General features: G+C 37.2%; 1 protein-coding gene. It reads left to right on the forward strand.

All coding sequences use genetic code 11. From position 1 onward, the window contains the following. Positions 1–610 precede the first annotated feature (610 nt). Positions 611–2,422: a group II intron reverse transcriptase/maturase gene (ltrA, locus tag FA727_RS23605; RefSeq protein WP_126411077.1), complete on the forward strand. Its 1,812-nt coding sequence runs from the start codon at positions 611–613 to the stop codon at positions 2,420–2,422. Positions 2,423–2,528 lie beyond the last annotated feature (106 nt).

A 2,528-nucleotide genomic window follows, 5' to 3' on the forward strand; every position in this document is an offset into this window, starting at 1 on the left:
GTGCGCCCATAAGGGCATTTAGGAAATCTGCTTTAGCAAAGCAGTAGGGAGATATCACAATCTTTACCCTATCATCAGCCAACTTATCCGTAAGGGAAACCGAGCGGGGAGTGTAGCATGTTGGCAAAGCCATAAGTTGTCTAGTTACCAAGGCACGACTGAATGGCGAGATGAAATTCATAGATAAGGATGAAAGCTGAATTGCTTGAATGATAGCTCAAGGAGGACTACGGGGACCTTCAGCGGGAGGTAGCGACTTACGCTGTGCGAAGTATGCATGTTTCTTAAAAACTTCGAGAAATATGAAGTGATACTACTTCATCCATCTTCTATATAGAAGAAACGAGTGAAAATCACATCCGAAACTATGAAATGCTATGTTTCTAAATGTCTAAATGGGGATTGCCTAAGTCAGAACGCTGTTAATACAGCTATGCATAATGCCTAATAAGGTGACAAATTTCAAGCTGAAAGGCAAGAAAGATGATGCTGAATATCTGATAAGGCAACGGAGCTCTCGTAGTAGTCTGAGATAGGGAAAGCCTATTACATGGCGAAGGAGAGCAGTTTATCTAGTTTAATACCAAATTGGGAAGGAGCGTGAGGCTCTATGAGAAATCCAAAAGTAGTATTAAGCAGTCTAACTTCCAAAGCACAAGATGGAACGTATGTATTTGAAAGATTATATCGGAATTTGTATAATACCGAGTTTTATTTAGAAGCCTATGCCAAACTCTACCCGAATAAAGGTAGTAATACAAAGGGTATTGATAAAGACACAATCGATGGAATGAGCTTAGAAAGAATCGAGCGTCTAATTGAAAAGCTAAAAGAGCAGTCATATCAGCCTAAACCATCACGAAGAATATATATCCCAAAGAAAAATGGTAAATCACGACCATTGGGAATTCCAACTTTTGAGGATAAGTTAGTGCAAGAAGTTGTTCGGCGAATTTTAGAGAGCATCTATGAACCACAATTCTCAAATCATTCACACGGTTTCAGACCAAATCGTAGCTGTCACACAGCTTTAAAAGAAATTCGCAATACTTTTACAGGTACGAGATGGTTTATCGAAGGTGATATAAAAGGCTTCTTTGATAATATTGACCATCACATATTAATTGAACTTTTACGAAAACGCATTAGGGATGAGAAATTAATTAATTTAATTTGGAAATTCCTTAGAGCAGGCTATGTAGAAGAGTGGGTTTTTCATAAAACCTATAGCGGAACTCCTCAAGGTGGTATCATTAGTCCGTTATTATCGAATATTTATCTGCATGAATTAGATAAATATATAGAAAAGTTTGCATTGGACTATAACAGAGGTGAAAAACGAACACATAACATTGTCTACCTCAACCTAGCATCAAAGATTAACTATCGTAAAAGTAAAAATAAACGTGATTGGGAACGACTTACCAAAGAGGAAAAAGCTGTAAGGCTTTTCGAATTAAAAGCTTTGTATAAGGAATTACAAAGTCATGACAGCAAAGACCTTTTTGACCCAAACTATCGTCGAATGAAATATGTAAGATATGCAGATGATTTTATCATCGGTGTGATTGGTAGTAAAAAAGAAGCCGAAGAAATCAAGAAAGATTTAACAGACTACCTTGCAGATAAACTCAAATTAGAATTGAGTGCTGAAAAGACGTTGATCACTCATAGTGAGAAAAACGCTAGATTCCTAGGGTATGATATACGAGTAGCGAGGGATTGGCATAGAATGAAGATGCCAAATGGTACGAAAAAACGAAAGTTCAACTACCAAACAAAGCTATTCGTACCACACGAGAAATATATCAAAAAACTCATCGATTTAGGTGCCCTAAAAATTGGCAATACTAATGGTTGGAAACCTGTTCATCGTCCGTACTTGGTACATCTGGATGATTTAGAAATCCTTCGAACATACAATGCAGAAATTGAAGGATTATATAACTACTACCGTTTGGCAAGCAATGCACATGTCCTTCAATCTTTCCGCCAAACAATGAAATACAGCATGATTAAAACGTATGCCAGTAAATATAAAAGCACCGTTAGTAAAATCATTAGAAAATTTTCGATAAACGGGAAATTTGGTATACGTTATAAAACGAAGGATGGTCCAAGAATTGCCTATTTTACGGAACAACGAATGGAAAAAAACTTGGAAATCAATAAACAATCTGTGGATATAATTGAAAATACAATCATTTATGGTGGTAGAACAAGTCTCATTGAACGCCTTTTGGCAGAAAAATGCGAATGGTGTGGAGTGGAGAACACGCCATTAGAAATGCACCATGTAAATAAACTCAAAAACCTAGAAGGTAAAAAGCGATGGGAACAGTTCATGCTTGCAAGAAAACGTAAAACAATTGCAATGTGTGTAAAATGCCACCACGATTTGCATAATGGGAAGTTAGATTGATAAATGGAAAGCCGTATACTCTGAGAGGAGTACGTACGGTTTGGGGGGGAGTTCTTGGAAACCTACTTAGGAAACTAAGCAAGGCACTGGGTTCTTACCCTACTTC

Source organism: Robertmurraya kyonggiensis (assembly GCF_005116465.1).
Taxonomy (GTDB): domain Bacteria; phylum Bacillota; class Bacilli; order Bacillales; family Cytobacillaceae; genus Robertmurraya; species Robertmurraya kyonggiensis.